The sequence below is a fragment of the Parageobacillus sp. KH3-4 genome, from assembly GCF_022846435.1.
In the GTDB taxonomy this organism is placed as follows: Bacteria; Bacillota; Bacilli; order Bacillales; family Anoxybacillaceae; genus Parageobacillus; species Parageobacillus thermoglucosidasius_A.
Genome location: NZ_AP025627.1, coordinates 1,428,335 through 1,444,237 on the forward strand (window position 1 = coordinate 1,428,335; position 15,903 = coordinate 1,444,237).

A 15,903-nucleotide genomic window follows, 5' to 3' on the forward strand; every position below is an offset into this window, starting at 1 on the left:
GATGAATGCCTTTGTTGACGGCGATGGTAGGTGCGATCGAATCAGGAATTATTTATGCCATTATGGCGTTAGGAGTATATTTGTCGTTTCGTATTTTAGATTTTCCTGATTTAACGGTGGACGGTAGCTTCGTTGCTGGGGCTGCCGTTGCAGCGATACTTATTGTCAGCGGAGTAAATCCGTTTGTTGCTACATGTCTAGCGCTTTTTGTCGGGTTCGCTGCTGGGTGCATGACTGGACTTCTTCACACAGTTGGAAAAATTAACGCTCTTTTATCAGGGATTTTAATGATGATAGCGCTGTACTCCATCAATCTTCGCATTATGGGACGATCTAATGTACCGCTTTTAAATCAAAAAACAATATTTACGATGATTCAAGAATGGGGGACGAAGCTCGGCCTTGATTCAGCAGCGGTAAAAACGTGGGGAATCTTCGTATCAATGGCGATTCTTACTCTCCTGTTTAAATTTTTTACGGACTGGTTTTTACAGACGGAAATCGGGCTTGCGATTCGGGCTACGGGCGATAACCCGCGTATGATTCGCAGCTTGTCGGCAAATACGAATTTGCTCATCGTTTTAGGTCTGGGGATTTCAAATGCAATGGTTGCGTTCTCAGGAGCGCTTATTGCGCAGTACGGTTCATTTGCCGATGTCGGCATGGGAATCGGCATGATTATTGTCGGTCTCGCTTCCGTTATCATTGGGGAGGCGGTATTTGGGACAAAAACGATTGCGAGAACGACACTCGCGGTCATCGGCGGATCGGTTATTTACCGCATTGTTGTCAGCCTTGCTTTGCGTGCGCAGTTTTTAGAAACAGGAGACGTGAAGCTTATCACGGCATGTATTGTCATTTTAGCGCTTGTCATGCCGCAAATTGTTCGCCAACAAAAAGAGAAAAAGCGCAAAGAGCAGAAAAGGCGGGAGCGTGCGCAGGTCATCGCGGTTTCCGCAAACGGAAAGGGTGAAAGCGATGTTGCAATTAAATCAGATTTATAAAGTGTTTAACGAAGGGACGTCTGATGAAAAAATTGCTCTTCAAGACATCAACTTGACGCTTCAAAAAGGGGACTTTGTCACGATTATCGGCAGCAACGGCGCAGGGAAGTCGACTCTAATGAATTTGATTTCGGGTGTGCTATTTCCCGATGAAGGAACGATTTATATTGACGGCCAGGATGTGACAATGATGCCAGAATACGTTCGCTCTCGCTACATCGGAAGAGTGTTTCAAGACCCGATGGCGGGAACGGCGCCAAATATGACCATTGAGGAAAATCTCGCAATGGCGTACGCGCGAAATCAAAAACGAACGCTCCATCGCGGAGTAACAAAGAAACGGCGCGATTACTTTCGTGAGGTGCTCGCGACGCTTCATCTTGGCTTAGAAAACCGCTTGCAGGCGAAAGTCGGCTTGCTTTCAGGCGGAGAGCGGCAAGCATTGTCTTTGTTGATGGCGACGTTTACGGAACCGTCCATTTTGTTGCTGGATGAACATACAGCTGCTTTAGATCCGGCAAGAGCAGAATTGATTACCAATTTAACGAAAGACATTATTAAGCAATACGGATTAACAACATTGATGGTCACCCATAACATGCAACAAGCCATCGATTTAGGAAATCGCCTTATCATGATGGATAAAGGACAAATCATTTTGGAAGTGAATGAGAACGAAAAGAAAAGGTTAACAGTCGAAAAATTATTGGCGGAATTCCAGCGTATTCGCGGCACACAACTAGCTAGCGACCGCGCGGTATTAAGTTGAACAATAAGTAAAATCGGATAAGCATTTTCAAGCTTATCCCTTTTTTCGAATTAAAACATAAAATAATATAACGTTTTAAAAACGTATATATATTTATAAGTAATAAACAGAGAGGTGAAACAAGATGAAACCGGGAATGAAAGTGGGGGATACCGCTGTGGTGAAAGCGGTCGTTACTCCTGATATGTTTGCACAATTTGAAGGGAATGTCGTCCATCGCGCTTATTCTACCGTATCTATGGTGTATCACATGGAATGGGCTTCCCGTAAAATTATTTTACCTTATTTAGAAGAGCACGAAGAAGGAATGGGAGCGGCCGTATTCGTGAAACATATTGCCCCGACAGCGGAAGGATCGACCGTGACGGTGACAGCGACAGTAACCGAACTTCGTGACAATGTTGTCGTAACGAAAGTGGAAGCGAAAAACGAGATGCACGTAATCGGAATCGGTGAAGTGAAACAAGTGATTGTACTGAAGCGAAAAATCGCTCAAATGTTACAGAAACAGTTGCATTCATAGGTGGTGAAAGAATATGAATACTGTTACAAGTCAGTGGAAAGCGGTTGATATATTTACGCAGATTCGTGAGCATGAACAAGTCGTATTCTGTAATGATGAAAAAACGGGGTTAAAAGCAATTATTGCCATTCATAACACAACTCTAGGCCCAGCGCTTGGCGGATGTCGGATGTACCCATATGTGACAGTCGAAGACGCACTATTTGACGTACTCCATCTTTCGAAAGGGATGACGTATAAATGTCTTGCGGCAGATGTAGATTTTGGCGGCGGCAAAGCGGTTATTATCGGAGACCCGCGCAAAGACAAGACACCGGAACTGTTCCGTGCGTTTGGCCAGTTTGTCGAATCGTTGAATGGCCGGTTTTACACGGGCACTGACATGGGAACGACGCCGGATGATTTCGTTCACGCGATGAAAGAAACAAACTGCATCGTAGGTGTTCCTGAGGAGTATGGTGGCAGCGGCGATTCTTCGGTGCCGACAGCGTTAGGTGTCATTTACGGCATTCAAGCTACCAATGAAGTGATTTGGGGAAGCGGCGAGCTTCACGGAAAAACATACGCTATTCAAGGATTAGGAAAAGTAGGGGGAAAAATAGCAAAGCGCTTATTGGAAGAAGGAGCGGATTTATATGTGTGCGATATTAACGAAACAGCGGCCGAGGCAATTGCATCGTATGGAAAAAAACTTGGGGCGGGTGTAAAGATCGTGCGAGGGACAGAGATTTACGGAACAGACGCGGATATATTTGTTCCATGTGCGTTCGGCAATGTTGTGAATGATGATACGATACATGTGTTGAAAGTAAAAGCGATTGTCGGTTCTGCCAACAATCAATTGCTAGATGTGCGCCATGCACAGATGTTGAGAGAGAAAGGAATTTTATACGCGCCGGATTACATCGTTAACGCTGGAGGACTCATTCAAGTAGCTGATGAACTGTACGGACCGGATAAAGAGCGTGTACTACAAAAAACGAAAACTATTTATTCAACGCTCCTTCATATTTATTCCCGAGCGGAAGCGGATCATATCACAACGATTGAAGCAGCGAATCGCTTTTGTGAAGAACGGTTGCAGCAACGTAGCCGCCGCAATGATTTTTTTACGCACCGTAAACCGCCAAAGTGGGATATCCGCAGATAACAGTCAAGGAGGGATTCGATGGAAATTCAGTTTCCGATTATGCAAATTATGAATGAACAAGGGTGCATCATACGATCTGAATATCGCGAACAAATTACAAAAGAACTGGTGATGGAGATGTACCGTCATCTTATCCGCACTAGAACCTTTGATAGAAAATGCGTCAGCCTGCAGCGGCAAGGTCGCATTGGTACGTATGTTCCGTACGAGGGGCAGGAAGCGTGTCAAGTTGGAAGCGCTCTTGCATTGCGCGACGGCGACTGGATGTTTCCGACATACCGTGATCACGGAGCAATGATAACGTTTGGCTGCTCCTTAACGCAAACGCTTCTATATTGGAAAGGACGGAAGGGTGTGTTCCGCCTGAAGGAAAAAAAATCGTTCCGCCGAGTGTTCCGATTGCCACCCAGCTTCCGCATGCCGCAGGAGCAGCTTATGTCGAAAAGAGGAAAGGAACAAAAAATGCGGTTATCGTCTATTTTGGGGACGGAGCAACATCTGAAGGGGATTTTCACGAGGGGCTCAATTTTGCAAGCGTTTTCAATGTGCCCGTAGTCTTTTTCAACCAAAACAATCAATATGCGATTTCTGTGCCGATTACTCGCCAAATGAAATCAAAGACAATCGCGCAAAAAGCGCTGGCGTATGACATTCCGGGCATTCGCATCGATGGAAACGACATTTTTGCCGTGTATTTTGAAACGAAGCAAGCGCTAGAGCGGGCAAGAAACGGGAGAGGACCGACGTTAATCGAAGCGGTCACATGGCGTTATGGCGCCCATACTACTTCCGATGACCCATCGAAATACCGCGATCAAGAAGAAAGCAAGCGAAGACGCGAAACGGCCGATCCAATCAAGCGGATGGAACGATTCATGCAGCAGGAAGGCTGGTGGGATGAAAAATGGACGAATCAAGTACAGGAGGAAGCGAGTGTGGAAATCGAGCAAGCGGTAGCCGAAATGGAACGATATCCAAAAGCGAACCCAGCTGACATGTTTGATTATGTTTTTGCTCAACCAACGTGGACGATTGCCGAACAGAAAAACGCGTATTTTCAATGGAAGCGGGGGATCGAAGGATGAGGACAGCGGTAAACACCAAGACGCTAACGCTTGTGCAAGCAGTTAATGATGCGCTTCGCACGATGTTGAAGGAGAGAGAAGATGTCATTTTGCTTGGAGAAGACATCGGAAAAAACGGAGGTGTATTCCGCGCCACGGAAGGATTACAGGAGGAATTCGGCGAGGATAGGGTTATCGATACACCGTTAAGCGAAGCAGGATTTACTGGTGCGGCGATCGGGATGGCGATCAACGGACTTCGTCCTGTCGTGGAAATTCAGTTTTTAGGCTTTATTTATCCAGCATACGAGCAGATTATGACGCATGCCGCACGGATGCGCGCACGGACGATGGGGCATTTTACTGTGCCGATGGTCATCCGCGCCCCATATGGTGCGGGGGTGCGCGCTCCGGAGATTCATTCCGACAGCACCGAAGCACTGTTTACCCATATGCCGGGCATCAAAGTCGTCTGCCCATCCACGCCATATGATGCAAAAGGGTTACTTATTGCCGCCATTGAAGATCCTGACCCGGTGCTGTTTTTAGAGCCAATGCGCAGCTATCGCGCATTTCGCGAGGATGTGCCAGAAGGAAAATATACTGTTGAAATCGGCAAAGGAAAAAAATTGCGCGAAGGAGGCGATGTGACCGTCATCGCGTGGGGGGCGATGGTGCCAGTAGCGGTGAAAGCAGCCGAATCTGCCGAAAAGAAAGGAATTCAAGCTGATGTTATCGACTTGCGCACACTCTATCCGCTTGACAAAGATATCATCGCTGATTCGGTTCAAAAGACGGGGCGAACGGTCATTGTGCAGGAAGCACACGCCACTGGTGGATTGGCGAATGATATTCTCGCTGTTATTAATGATACGTCATTTTTATATCAAAAAGCGCCAGTAGAACGGGTGACCGGATTTGACGTTCCCGTGCCGTTTTTCGCCTATGAAGATGATTATTTACCGACGCCGCAGCGAGTTTTGCACGCGATCGAAAAAGCAGTGAACTTCTAGCAGAAGGGGGAGAAACGATGGAAGTGAAGCTTCATGATATCGGTGAAGGAATGACCGAAGCTGTCGTATTAAGTTATTTCGTTAAAAAAGGGGACTATGTAAAAGCAGACCAGCCGCTAGTCGAAGTGCAGACAGATAAAATGGTAGCGGAAATACCTGCGCCAGCCGCAGGCATCATCCAAGATATTCTCGTTCCCGAGGGAGAGACGATTTCAGTTGGCACGACGATTCTTAGGTTAGAAGCAAAATCACCGCCCCTTGTGAAAACGATGTCCAATCAGCCAAATGTGACAGCGGAATCCGCTCACCTGTTTGCTGTTAAAAAAGAAGAGACTGTTTGCGCCAAGCGGATGATAGAACGGCGCGTGCTTGCCTCTCCATATACACGGAAAATTGCCCGCGAACATGGGGTGGATTTAGAACAAGTTGTTGGCACAGGACGAGGCGGCCGAATTACCGACGAAGACGTGTACCGCTTTATCGAAACTAACAATGCGAAGCAAACGAATCATTCGTCGGTTGCAGGCGGCGGTACGGAAGCTCAATCATTCGAAAAAGCGGATGACAATGCACCATCGTTTTCTGTCATCCCGTTCCGCGGCCGCCGCAAGCAAATCGCGAAAAAAATGGCGCAATCATTATATACGATTCCTCATTGCACGCATTTTGAAGAAGCCGATGTCACCGAGCTCATCCGGTTCCGTGAAGAGCTGAAGCAGCAAAATTTCCATATTTCCGCAACGGCGTTTTTTATTAAAGCGCTGTCGCTCGCGTTAAAGCAGTTTCCAATATTTAATGCTAGGCTTGATGAAGAACGCGGAGAGATCCATCTTAAGCAAGAGCATCATATCGGCATTGCAGTCGACACAGAAGAAGGATTAATCGTGCCAGTCATCAAACATGTCGAAAGCAAGTCACTGCGGGAGATTCATGAAGAAGCGAAACGTCTCACGAAAAAAGCGCAAGAAAACAAACTGACGCTCCAAGAAATGACGGGAAGCACGTTCACCGTCAGCAACGTAGGTCCGCTCGGCGGCAGCATTGGCGCAACACCAATTATTAATTATCCGGAAGTGGCGCTTATGGCGTTCCATAAAACAAAAAAACGTCCTGTTGTCATGGAAAACGATGAAATCGCGGTGCGTTCAATGATGAACATCTCGATGTCATTTGACCATCGCGTCGCCGATGGCGCGACGGCTGTGGCGTTTACAAACTATTTCGTAAGACTGATCGAAAATCCAAAGCTAATGTTAATGGAGTTGATATAAATGGTAGTCGGAGAACTTGCCCATGAACGGGATGTCGTTATCATCGGCGGAGGACCAGGCGGATATAATGCCGCGATTCGCGCCGCCCAGCTTGGGCTGTCTGTCACACTCATCGAAAAAGCGGAGCTCGGCGGTGTTTGCCTGAACAAAGGCTGTATTCCGTCAAAAGTGTTCGCTCATGCTGCACAGAAAATGGCAGAGCTTCCTCACATAAAGGAAATCGGGATTGAATTGGGTCATGCTTCGTTTCAATTAGGCAAACTACAAAACTATAAGACAAAAGTAGTTACTCAGCTTCGCCAAGGCGTTGAAGCGCTTTGTAAAGCAAACCGTATCGAGGTCATCTGCGGCAAAGCGTCCTTTTTAGCGGAAGACCGAATCGGCGTTGAATCGGGAGAAGTGTTTGACGTGTACCGCTTTCGGCACGCCATCATTGCCACCGGGGCATCGTACGTTTCACCGCCATCCATCAACATTGACCATGAACGCATTTTAAACGCTTATTCCATATATGGATTGGAAACGTTGCCGAGCCATTTGCTCGTATATGGAGACGACTATATTGCGATTGAAGTGGCAATGAGCTTTCAAATGTTTGGCTCACAAGTGTCCGTCATTACGAATGACGGCACTTTTGGGCTAGACGAAGCGGTCGCTAAGGAATTGCAGAGAATATGGAAAAAAAGGAAAATCAAACTTTATCAGCATTGCAAAGTAGAAAGCGTCACGTCATCGCCAGATGCTGTTGCCGCCACATTAAAAACTGCGACAGGAGAAACGGTGACGGTGGAGGGGTCGCATATATTTGTAGCATGCGAAGCGAAAGCGAACGTTGATGGGTTAGGCATCGACCGTCTTGGCATCCAGCGTACGGAGCAAGGATTTATTGAGATCAACTATCAAACGCAAACATCGCTTCCCCATATTTTCGCTGTGGGAGATGTAACAGGCGGGCCGATGCTTGCAGTGAAAGCGATTAAACAAGGAAAAGTCGCCGCCGAAACAATCGCTGGAAAACGGTCCGAAATCGATCTTACCTTTCTTCCCACGATTGCGCATTCCATTCCGCCGATAGCGAGCGTCGGATTGACGGAAGACGAAGCAAAAGCGCAGTATGAGGACATTCGTGTCGGAAGTTTTCCGGTGGCTGGAAACGGATATGCCAGTATTATTGGTCAAAAAGATGGATTGGTAAAAATCATCAGTGATGCGAAAAATGATGTGATACTAGGCGTTCATATGATCGGTGTTGGAGCGGTTGAGCTTATTTCGAGCGGAATTATTGGATTAGAAATGGCCGCACGCGAGGAAGATATGAAATTTCCCTTTTACCCGCACCCGAGCAGCAATGAAGGTTTGTTAGAAGCAGTAGAGGCATTGCAGGCGGAAGCAGTTCATCTCCTGCCAGCAAAACGGAAAGGGAGCAAGAAAAAAGCAGTCTCACGCTGAGACTGCTTCTGTTTTGGAAAGCGGCGCCTTGCTTCCATTCGGCGAACGAAAGAAGGCGGCTTTATGCGCCAAGGCAAATAAGGGAATATTCATTGCCGGGATCAAAGACAGCCACAACGCCTTTTTCCGTTCTGCAGTCAAATTGTTGAGACATATTCGCGCTCCACTAGGAGTCTACTATGCTGTATTTTTCGCAAACGACTTCATCTATTTCTTTTAACTGCCCCGCAAACAAGTTTTCCGCATCCGTTAACTCGCGAACAATGATCTTGTGCACTCCTTAATATTACATACAATTTTAGGACAAAGTTCGAAAAACTATCATAAAGATTGACAAAATTCGACAAATTTTTTTTGAATTTATGGGCTAAAATTAAAATCAAGATAGAAAAAAGGAGGTGCCTTATGAGAATTTCTTGTTCCTTTCATATTGCCAAAATTCCGATTCATTATCGAATGGCAATGGTGTCCATTATCAAAGAAGCGTTACGGACATCCGATGAAGCATATTATCATTGTCTGTATCAAGGTGGGCAATGGACAAAGCCGTTTGATCACTATATTTTTTCAATGAGCGCTTAAAGCGAAAAGATAATATGATTTATTTTTTTGGATAAAAACGAGACAAAGAGATCCCTTCCCGTTCATCAAGTGGACAACTTGTATGTATTTGGGGTTTTGATGAGCTATTTATATAACAGCGTTGAGCAGTTCGCATGTTACAGTAACCCTCTGCTTTGGTTAAATATTTGAAAATGCTTGATAATATCAACGAAAATCAATGAATCTTTTTACTTAAAGCAAAAACATAACTGCCGCTTTGCTGCAAAACCTAATATACTGATGTTATCAATGTTTGAAGAAAAACATTGATACATCCATGTTTTGTCGTTGTTTGAAAATAGGAGTTTTATCTGAACGTAGTGGGATATAAATTTGCAATGCCATAAAAGATCTAAATATAAAGCGCGAGCGCATTGCATTCGCAAGTCATAGTCATACGTTTTATCTGAACGTGGCAGAATCTAAGGCTTCTTTTGTCCCACGATCAATTGTTGAAATTCGTTTACACCTACCTCTTTGATCAAGAAAATGTTCCGCGCCTACCAGCTTATGAACAATTCTCGTCCCCCCTTAGTAGACTAATTCTCGATCACTGCAATATTTACAAAAGTAACAAAATGTAAATGCAATGTCGCAAAGATTGCAAGAACGCGATAAAACATTCTTGTAAAAAACTCGCAAACAAGATGAGATATTGTAACATTATCGTAAAAAATGTTAATTTTTATCCTCTTCTTACATTTTGTCAACCCTTGTTTCGCAAGCAATAGATGGGAAAGGATGATAGAGGCGCCAAGACATGATGAAATAGCCATGAAAGGGCTTTTTTTGCAATTCTAGTTTTCACGGGGGATCGACTTGGATTTTTTTATGAAAAAAATCTTTTCTTGCAGAAAAAATGGCAAACAAATCCAATATCCATATTTATCCACAAATATTACAAAAAATCCGTGTTATGATGTACGTGCAGGCAAGAGATGTGATTGGAGGAGGAGAAACATGAACAAAAAAATCGTATTTTCACTTGCTGCGTCTTTAGCGATTTTCGGTGCGTCTTTTACAGCGAAAGCGGCTGAGGCTGCTCCATGTCCAGCTGTAAAAAATTACGAAGCTAAATATCATACTGTCTATCCATCTAGCGTGCAAGATATCGAGAAATGGATCCAATTAAAAATTCCATTTATTTTAGATAAAACAGGAAATTTCAAAGTAGCAAAACCGGACACGACAACTGCGCAAAAACCAGCGGAAAATGTGCAAGCTCCTGCAAACAAGCCAGCGACACAGGCGCCTATGCCAAACGAAAGCAAAAAAGCAAATGAAAATGAGGCAGGATTAAATGCTTATGAACAACAAGTAGTAGACTTAACAAACAAAGAGCGGGCGAAATATGGCTTGCCGCCTTTGAAGGTCGATGCAGCATTGAGCAAAGTCGCCCGTGAAAAATCAAGAGACATGGCGGTAAACCATTATTTCTCCCATAACAGCCCGACGTATGGATCGCCATTTGAAATGATGAAAAAATTTGGCATTTCTTATACAGCCGCTGGAGAAAATATTGCAAAAGGCCAACGGACGCCGCAAGAAGTAGTGGCAGCTTGGATGAACAGCGAAGGACATCGAGCAAATATTTTGAACAAAAACTATACTCATATTGGGGTAGGTTTTGAAGAAAACGGGTATATCTGGACGCAACAATTTATAAGAAAATAAGCGTCAGTGTTTCTGTACCACACCACTAAGTAGCATTAGTGGTGTGGTTTTTTATACGCTTCTCGCCCCTACTTCACGCCGATAAGCGAAATAGCCTGATTAGAGGGGAGATGGCGGCATTTTCTTAATTAGGTAACGTCTTTGTTATTGTGTAAAAATTCTCTCTCCGTCCAGTAAACTCCGAGCTGCCAGAAAATAAAACCGCTTTTTGCTAGTTTCTTTTTACATAATTTCCGAGACTTAATTTTTCATTGCAGGATTGCGTTAAAAAATATTTTCTTAAAAGGCATAAACATAGAAATAATGGTATAATTGGAAAGCGGTACATATGCATATCGGGATGCGGAGGAAGAGAGTGACATACATATGAAGATACGCGACTGGGACCAGAATTTAAAGGTTCGTTTATTTGGCGAGTCATTAATCAATATCACTTTTTGGATGTTTTTTCCGTTTATGGCGATCTATTTTACGGAAGCGTTCGGGAAGGATAAAGCGGGGGTATTATTGATTGTTTCGCAAATTTTTTCCGTATTTGCTAGTTTAATGGGCGGGTATTGCGCGGATGTGTTTGGACGCAAACGGATGATGGTGCTGTCAGCTTATGGGCAAGGGGCGGCGTTTTTCTTTTTTGCCCTTGCCAGCTCCCCGTGGTTTTCTTCACCTCATGTTGGATTTCTTTGTTTTACGATCGCGGGAATTTGCGGGGCGTTTTATTGGCCCGCAAGCCAGGCAATGGTTGCCGATGTAGTGCCGGAAGAACACCGCAGCAGCGTTTTTGCCGTGTTTTATACGTCCGTTAATATTGCCGTGGTCGTCGGGCCAATCATTGGCGGGATTTTTTATGAACGGTATCGCTTTGGACTATTGCTTGTCGGGGCGTTTTCATGCTTGTTTCTCGCTACGCTATTGGCAAGGAGGCTTCGCGAGACTGCACCCATGCGTGAAAACGGAGGGTTGACGCGCGGGAAATGGCAGGAGTTTTTATGGCAGCAAATTCGCCAGTACAGTGTGATTGTGCGTGACCGGATATTTCTCTTGTTTATTATCGCGGGCATTCTTGCCGCACAGACGTTTATGCAGCTGGATTTGCTGATTCCTGTGTATACGAAAGATACAGTGGAGAGGCAAACGCTATTTTCATTCGGCGATTGGTCGCTGACGCTTAGTGGAGAGAAAGCGTTTGGCCTGCTTATTTCCGAAAACGGCTTGCTTGTTGCGCTTTGTACCATGTGGGCAACGAGATGGATGGAACGTTATCATGAACAGACGGCGTTCGTTGGCTCGTCCATTGTTTATGGAATTGCAATTTTCTTGTTTGGGCAAATGACATCGATTTGGGGACTTATTTTTACAATGTTGTTGTTTACGTTTGGGGAGCTGATGACAGCGGGCCTGCAGCAAACGTTTATTGCGAAGCTGGCCCCGGAAGAGATGCGCGGGCAATATTTTGCGGCCGCGAGCTTGCGCTGGACGATCGGGCGGGCGATCGCCCCGCTTTCCATTACAGCAACGACATGGCTTGGGTATGAATGGACGTTTTTCTTGTTAAGCGTGCTTTCGTTCATCAGCGCCGCTTTATATGCGGTGATGTTTCGACAGTTTGCAAAGCGGGCCGCTGCCCCATTATAAGCGGCCGATGACAAAGGGGGGGAGAGCATGTACTACATTACTCTCATTCGTCATGGGAGATCGAAATGGCAAATGAGGGGATGGATGACTAGTTGTGAGTTTGCCGAATGGGTGAGAGCATATGATGCGCACGGTATTTTGGAAGAAGATAAAATTCCCGCGGCCACCCTTGAAACGATCAAGAAAGCATCATTGGTCATTTCCAGCCCGCTTCCACGCGCGGTACAGTCTGTCGAGCGCTTGCGTCCTTCTTGTAATGTGAAAATTGTGGGATGGATGCGGGAAGTCGAAATACCGATCCCGTTTGCAAGTGTTCGTTGGCTGCGCTTGCCGACTGCTGTTTGGCTGGTCCTTTCTCGCGTATGCTGGTTATGTGGGTATTCATTGGATGTGGAATCATATCGAGAAGCGAAAAAGCGAGCGGAGTATGCGGCAGATATGCTATGTGAATATGCGAATCGATACGGGCATATTGTAGCAGTTGGGCATGGATGGTTTCATCGTCTCGTCGGTTCTGCGTTAAAGAAAAAAGGCTGGAAACGAACTGCATCGCCGAGTGCAAAACATTGGCATGCGGTTTTATACACGTTTTATAATAGAAAACACTAACGGCGCATTCGTTGTTCCCTCCACATAAATTCCCTGATTCTGGCATAAAGATGAACTAGACTAGAGACAGGAGAGGGGAAGTTAGGTGAAACAGCATGTATCTGCGAACGAAAATGTAGAGGGGGCAAACAGTACAGAAATAAGAAATGCGGGAAGCGGCACAGCGATGTTGGCGCGCTATGAACAGAGAAAACAAGCGCGTATTGTTGCGCAAAAGCGGCGGAAAAAATATTATCGCATCATTCGGCGAATCGGGTTTGCCGTCATTGCGGCATGGATCATCGGAGAGCTGATTCTAAATGGGTATAGCGTTCTCAAAAACACCGCGGGGAGAGAAGTCGCGATTATGCGGTTGGAACAGGCGTTAAAAAGGAAAGATGTTGCCGCTTTGCAAACGTATATTCGCATACCCGGTGAAGCGTTTCCCGTCAATGAAACGACGCTTCGGCCGTTATTTACGTATTTAGAGAAGCATCCGCAGGCGTATGAAACACTTGAGCGAGATTTTGACAAACAGCGGAAAATGAAGCATGTATATATAAAAGGGCTGACGTCGAAACCGCCTATTTTTACGATAAAAGTATATGAAAATCGGTACGTCTTTGAGCCGACTTTATACTTTCTTAAAGTCCGCCTTGATGAGGCGGATGATCAAATGATGGTCAATGGCAAGAAAGTGCAGGGGGAACCGACGAAAGATCCGTTTGTGAAAAAGGTCGGTCCGTATTTGCCAGGGACGTATACGATCACGAGCGTGAAAGATGGAGAAAAACGCAAGAAACGAACAAAACAAGTTACTTTGTTTGGCGGTGCGAGAGTGTATGAAGTCGATTTGACGAAAGAATGAGATCCTTCGCAAAAGGAAGGATCTTTTTTATTTCATAGGGGAAAGCGGCCCACGCTGCGCAGGAAAGGGATAGGCGACTCATGATCTCCTTTTCGTTTTATGCCGCTTTATTCTTATCTTCACCATCGCTGGCAATCCAATAGTATACGCGCGGCAGCCCGATATAGCACCAATATTCTTGCAGTAGCGTCACTCCGACAAAATATGCCATTTGCCAATCGATATGTTTCATGCATTCCATCTCCTTTGCGTAGCTTTTTTGTTATATCGTATTCGCCTGTTATGTTGTCCTATGCGCGAAAGGAGGGGATCTATAACAGCGCCAAGAATAACTATTATTTAATAAGTGAAACAAAATCAGCAATTGGCACGTATGAAAGAAAGGGGACATGCTATAATGAAAGTAAATAGATCAGGAGAAAGGGATGGACGATGAAACGGTTGCTTAGAGCGTTATGGCGCTGGTTTGTTTCTTGGAATGTGGGGGTAATAGTGGCGATAGCGACGTTTTTTCTTGCTGATTTTCGCTTTTTTCCTTCCTTCTTTTCCGGGATGGGCGCGATGGTCGTCACATCGATGATCATGAAAAAAAGAGATGGTCGGCTCGCAGGAAATCTTTTAAAAGAAGAAAAAGCGTATATTCGCTCGCAGCTTGATGAGGCGCGGAAAAAGTGGAAACGAATGCGCGCCGCTCGTTTCCGCGTTCGCTCGCTTGTCATGTGGCAAAAAATTTCGCGCATATGTGCGGTTGTCGACAAAATGATTCGCGCAGTGGAGCAACATCCGCATCAGTTTCGCCTTGCCCAATCGTTTTTCTTAAACGAATTGCCGACGGCGGTAGCGATGATCGAAAAATACGTGTATTTAACCAATCAGCCTGTGCGCAATCAAGAGATGAAAGAGACGCTGTGGAAAACGGAACGGCTTCTTGATGAACTGGCCGCTTCTGCGGAGCAGCGTCTATTGGAGATACTTTCGAACGATGTGTTTGATTTAAAGGTAGAAGCGAAATTGCTCGAACAGTCGCTGGAGCAGCAAAAGCTGCCGGAAACGATGGAATGGAGAAAGGGGAACGATTATGAAACCGTCCGATAACATGACGGCAAACGATTTTCGCGATCAACAATGGACAAGCTCGCTTGATTCATTGCTTGCAAATCCGTTTTCATTGCCGAACGAACAGATCGAAACAGGCGCGAATGAACAGCGGCAGCCAGCGAAGCTGATTGACACGTTAAAACCGGAACACCGCGACAAAGCGCTTCAGCTCGCCAAACAAATCGACCCGCGCAATCAGCAAGCGATCATTCAATACGGAGTTGCTGCGCAGGCAGAGCTGTCGAAGTTTTCCCATGCGATTTTACATCATGTGCAAACAAAGGACGCGGGCCCCGTAGGAGAAGTGATCAGCGACTTAATGGCAAAAATTAAAGAAGTGAATCCCGATGATTTGCTTCCGGCGAAAAAAGGATTGTTGGCGCGGCTGTTTAGCTCTGTGTCCAAATCGTTGCATGGCATGGTCGCGAAGTATCAAAAAATCGGCGTAGAAATTGATAAAATCGCCGATCAGCTAGAGAAGCACCGCCAATCGCTGTTTCGCGACATTATGATGTTAGAAACGTTGTACGAAAAAAATAAGGAATACTTTGATGCGCTGAACATTTATATCGCTGCGGCTGAGTATAAACTGGAAGAATTGCGGACGAAGGTGATCCCGGAAAAGCGCGCCCAAGCAGAACAGTCAGGAAACCAAATGGAAATGCAAGAAGTCAACGATTTGCTGCAGTTTGCCGACCGGCTTGAAAAGCGGATTCACGATTTAAAATTAAGCCGGCAAGTAACGATCCAAACGGCGCCGCAAATCCGCATGATCCAGCATATGAACCAGACGCTTGTCGAGCGCATTCAATCATCGATTTTAACGGCGATTCCGCTATGGAAAAACCAAGTGGTGATCGCTCTGACCTTATTCCGCCAGCAAAAAGCGGTCGAGGCGCAAAAGCAAGTAGCGGAAACGACAAACAATTTGTTGCTTCGCAATTCGGAAATGCTGAAAACAAACAGCATCGAAGTCGCGAAAGAAAATGAACGCGGGCTTATTGATATTGAAACGTTGAAAAAAACGCAGGAAAATTTAGTCACTACATTAGAAGAAACGCTGAAAATCCAGCAAGAAGGCCGTCTCAAACGGCAACAAGTAGAACGGGAACTCGTTACGATGGAAGAACAGCTGAAACAAACGTTGTTGTCATTGAGACGAAACGATGGATGAACGAAAAAGCTGACCTCGCACGA

General features: G+C 45.5%; 15 protein-coding genes and 1 pseudogene. 15 read left to right on the plus strand and 1 reads right to left on the minus strand.

Annotated elements, in window-relative coordinates:
• Positions 1 to 11 precede the first annotated feature (11 nt).
• The 13 genes and pseudogenes from MWM02_RS07470 (at position 12) to MWM02_RS07530 (ending at position 13,608) form a co-directional block, all read left to right on the plus strand.
• Complete coding sequence (locus MWM02_RS07470) at positions 12 to 1,004, plus strand: ABC transporter permease (protein ID WP_244403601.1); 993 nt, start codon at positions 12 to 14, stop codon at positions 1,002 to 1,004.
• A complete protein-coding gene (locus MWM02_RS07475; RefSeq protein ID WP_064551569.1) occupies positions 979 to 1,773 on the plus strand; it encodes an ABC transporter ATP-binding protein in 795 nt (264 codons plus the stop codon). Before MWM02_RS07470 ends, MWM02_RS07475 begins: the two co-directional genes overlap by 26 nt.
• A gap of 124 nt (positions 1,774 to 1,897) precedes the next feature.
• Complete coding sequence (locus MWM02_RS07480; protein ID WP_244403348.1) at positions 1,898 to 2,296, plus strand: thioesterase family protein; 399 nt, start codon at positions 1,898 to 1,900, stop codon at positions 2,294 to 2,296.
• A gap of 13 nt (positions 2,297 to 2,309) precedes the next feature.
• The gene (locus MWM02_RS07485) at positions 2,310 to 3,446 is read left to right on the plus strand and encodes a Leu/Phe/Val dehydrogenase (RefSeq protein WP_064551574.1); all 1,137 of its coding nucleotides are present in this window, start codon (positions 2,310 to 2,312) and stop codon (positions 3,444 to 3,446) included.
• 18 nt (positions 3,447 to 3,464) lie between these two features.
• Positions 3,465 to 4,531, plus strand: a pseudogene (pdhA, locus tag MWM02_RS07490) (pyruvate dehydrogenase (acetyl-transferring) E1 component subunit alpha).
• Positions 4,528 to 5,523, plus strand: a complete 996-nt coding sequence (locus MWM02_RS07495) for an alpha-ketoacid dehydrogenase subunit beta (RefSeq protein WP_064551578.1) — start codon at positions 4,528 to 4,530, stop codon at positions 5,521 to 5,523. Before pdhA ends, MWM02_RS07495 begins: the two are co-directional and overlap by 4 nt.
• A gap of 17 nt (positions 5,524 to 5,540) precedes the next feature.
• Positions 5,541 to 6,794, plus strand: a complete 1,254-nt coding sequence (locus tag MWM02_RS07500) for a dihydrolipoamide acetyltransferase family protein (RefSeq protein WP_244403349.1) — start codon at positions 5,541 to 5,543, stop codon at positions 6,792 to 6,794.
• Positions 6,795 to 8,243 carry a dihydrolipoyl dehydrogenase gene (gene lpdA / locus MWM02_RS07505; protein WP_244403350.1) on the plus strand — a complete coding sequence of 483 codons (1,449 nt, stop codon included), beginning with the start codon at positions 6,795 to 6,797 and terminating at the stop codon, positions 8,241 to 8,243.
• A gap of 405 nt (positions 8,244 to 8,648) precedes the next feature.
• Positions 8,649 to 8,825, plus strand: coding sequence for a hypothetical protein (locus MWM02_RS07510; protein ID WP_244403351.1), 177 nt, complete (start codon positions 8,649 to 8,651; stop codon positions 8,823 to 8,825).
• A 981-nt stretch (positions 8,826 to 9,806) separates the two neighbouring features.
• Entirely contained in the window at positions 9,807 to 10,520 is a 714-nt protein-coding gene (locus MWM02_RS07515) for a CAP domain-containing protein (RefSeq protein ID WP_244403352.1), read from the plus strand.
• 366 nt (positions 10,521 to 10,886) lie between these two features.
• Positions 10,887 to 12,152 (plus strand): MDR family MFS transporter, encoded by a 1,266-nt coding sequence (locus tag MWM02_RS07520; protein ID WP_244403353.1) that lies wholly within the window; start codon positions 10,887 to 10,889, stop codon positions 12,150 to 12,152.
• A gap of 27 nt (positions 12,153 to 12,179) precedes the next feature.
• Entirely contained in the window at positions 12,180 to 12,761 is a 582-nt protein-coding gene (locus MWM02_RS07525; RefSeq protein WP_244403354.1) for a histidine phosphatase family protein, read from the plus strand.
• Positions 12,762 to 12,846: 85 nt separating this feature from the next.
• Complete coding sequence (locus tag MWM02_RS07530) at positions 12,847 to 13,608, plus strand: zinc ribbon domain-containing protein (RefSeq protein ID WP_244403355.1); 762 nt, start codon at positions 12,847 to 12,849, stop codon at positions 13,606 to 13,608.
• A gap of 97 nt (positions 13,609 to 13,705) precedes the next feature.
• On the opposite strand, the gene MWM02_RS19365 is transcribed toward MWM02_RS07530, so the two are convergent.
• A complete protein-coding gene (locus tag MWM02_RS19365; RefSeq protein WP_256462208.1) occupies positions 13,706 to 13,840 on the minus strand; it encodes a hypothetical protein in 135 nt (44 codons plus the stop codon).
• Positions 13,841 to 14,040: 200 nt separating this feature from the next.
• On the opposite strand from MWM02_RS19365, the gene MWM02_RS07535 reads away from it, so the two are divergent.
• Both MWM02_RS07535 and MWM02_RS07540 read left to right on the plus strand, forming a co-directional pair.
• Complete coding sequence (locus MWM02_RS07535; RefSeq protein ID WP_064551592.1) at positions 14,041 to 14,703, plus strand: 5-bromo-4-chloroindolyl phosphate hydrolysis family protein; 663 nt, start codon at positions 14,041 to 14,043, stop codon at positions 14,701 to 14,703.
• Positions 14,687 to 15,880 carry a toxic anion resistance protein gene (locus MWM02_RS07540; protein ID WP_064551594.1) on the plus strand — a complete coding sequence of 398 codons (1,194 nt, stop codon included), beginning with the start codon at positions 14,687 to 14,689 and terminating at the stop codon, positions 15,878 to 15,880. Before MWM02_RS07535 ends, MWM02_RS07540 begins: the two co-directional genes overlap by 17 nt.
• Positions 15,881 to 15,903: the final 23 nt, after the last annotated feature.